At 26.4% G+C, this 2,207-nt stretch carries 2 protein-coding genes; both read left to right on the forward strand.

The window, feature by feature from the left end; translation table 11 throughout:
* A partial coding sequence (locus tag AYC60_RS09175; RefSeq protein ID WP_197417009.1) for an alpha/beta hydrolase family protein occupies positions 1 to 933 on the forward strand: 933 nt, incomplete at its 5' end.
* 1 nt (position 934) lies between these two features.
* A complete protein-coding gene (locus tag AYC60_RS07735) occupies positions 935 to 1,774 on the forward strand; it encodes a hypothetical protein (RefSeq protein WP_156447709.1) in 840 nt (279 codons plus the stop codon).
* The last annotated feature ends 433 nt before the right edge of the window (positions 1,775 to 2,207 follow it).

Raw genomic sequence — 2,207 nt, forward strand, 5'->3', positions numbered from 1 at the left:
ACAATAAATCAAAAATTAATTTTAGGTGACACTTTAACAATAAATGATAAGAAACTTATTGTTGTTTCAATTGAAAATAAGGTAAATGGATATCAAGGAGTAGTCCTTAAGGATGCAGTTAATAAAGATGTTTTTTATGTTATACCAAAAGGAACAAATCAAAAACGTGATTGGTTGACAAATGTATTTGCTCTTCCTTATAGAAATAAGCTTACGTTTTTAGATCAAACTAAGGATGCCTTAGAACAAATAGAACCCTTTAAAGATAAAACTTTATTAGGAGCAGGGCATTCACTTGGAGGTGCAATACTTACAACAGTATCAAATAAACATAAAAATATTTCAGCAGTATTATTTGACCCTGCATCTAATAATACAGAAACAAATGAAATTGGCTCTAGAAGTATAACTATAAAACCTAAAGGTGAAGGGATATTAGAACTACCCAATTCATTTATAAATTTTTCAAAAGATACAGAAGATTTAAATCAAAAGGTACCTCTATATATGTATGATTATAGTCAGAGGGATATTATTATTAAGGAAGAAATGAAAATAATAGAAGAATTAAATAAAGAAAATATTATCTATATAAATAGTACAAATGAAAGAATAGAAAATAAAGAAAAATATGATGAAATATATAAGAAATTTGAAAAAGAATATTTAAAAAAAGAATCACAGTCTCTTTTTAAAGATGTAATGAGTTATTCTGAAAGTTATGAAGATCAAAAAGCCCAAGTTTTAGTAGAGAATATAGATGAAATATTGAAAGATGATGTAAAAAAAGACAAAAAAATGATAGAAGATGAATTGTTAAAAATGATTAAAATGAGACGAGGTAAATTAAGAGAACACAATTCAGGTAAACTTGATGACAAACTTAATAATATTTTGATTAAACCAAATGAATATGAAAGGATAGGTAGATAAAATGCAAAGAGGCTGTAAATCGTGTTTTACTGGGTGTTTGTCTGTATTTATAGTATTATTTCTGTTTTTTGTTGGAGCATGTGTTAGAATAAATTCAGAAGGGGCTATGCAAAATCATTTAAAAAAATTGGGAATAAAAATAAAAAGAAAGACTATAGCCTTAGAAGCTTTCTATATGATAGGTAGTGGACCTAGTGAAATGACATATATGTGGCTTTATCCACCTGTTAAAAATAAGAGTAAATATATTAGTACAAAATGGGAAATAATTGTTCCTGTTTCTTCTTCTGGATATTCGTTATCAGGTAGAGAACTTTTAGAGTATGGATATAAAGGATATGTAGTAACAGATTTAATATTTAATAAAGAAAAAGGTAATGATTTCAGAGAGATGGAAAAAATTTTAGATGAATATAGTAAGGAATATAGAATATTTGTTGGTGCTTGGATAAAAAATTATGGATATTTAAAGAGATTGCACATGTTAAGAGGAGAGGAAGGAGTTCGTTATCAGTATTTTTTAGAGAATGGAGAATTAGTATTTAAACAAGTTGATTTAACATATGAAGAATTTCGGGAAAAAGAAAAAGAAAATCAAAATAAATTTTATGAAATATATGATGAGTATTTTAAAGAAGTTAGGCAATTTGAAACTATGAATTGGGATGAATATGCAGAGATTTTTTCATATTTTCCAATCCTATATGTTGTTCTTAAGTGTAAGGAATGCGATTTAAGTAATAAAGAAGAAATAGAAAAAGAAGTATATGAAAAAATTAAAAAATATCATAATCCTAAAACATATAAATTAGAAGTATTTGTAGAAAAGGAAGAAGAATGAAAAAACTACTAATAATACTAATACCATTTATTGTTTATTCTACATAAATAGATAAGGTAATATAAATTTATTATACAAGGAGATATAAAAAATCTAAGTATAGAAGAAGTAAAAGATGAAAAGACTAGAAACAAAGCAGGACTAGGCTTTGATGTTTCTATAGCTTTTACAGGAACACCTACAGGAGGAAATGGAGAGTTAGAGTTTGTAGATAAGAGAGAAGAGAAGGTACATAAAAGAGATATAGACTTATCTAAACTAGAAATAGAAAGACTTACATTAAAAGAAGAGAAAGTAAATAATCATAATATAGATTATGGACTTAAAGTAGGCACGTCGGGAGTAAGTGCAAGGGTAGGAGAATATGGACTAGATTTAAATTTAAATGTATTAGAAGCAATAGTTAAACCTAATGAATTTAAAGAAAAACAAG

This window comes from Streptobacillus felis, assembly GCF_001559775.1.
GTDB classification, from domain to species: Bacteria; Fusobacteriota; Fusobacteriia; order Fusobacteriales; family Leptotrichiaceae; genus Streptobacillus; species Streptobacillus felis.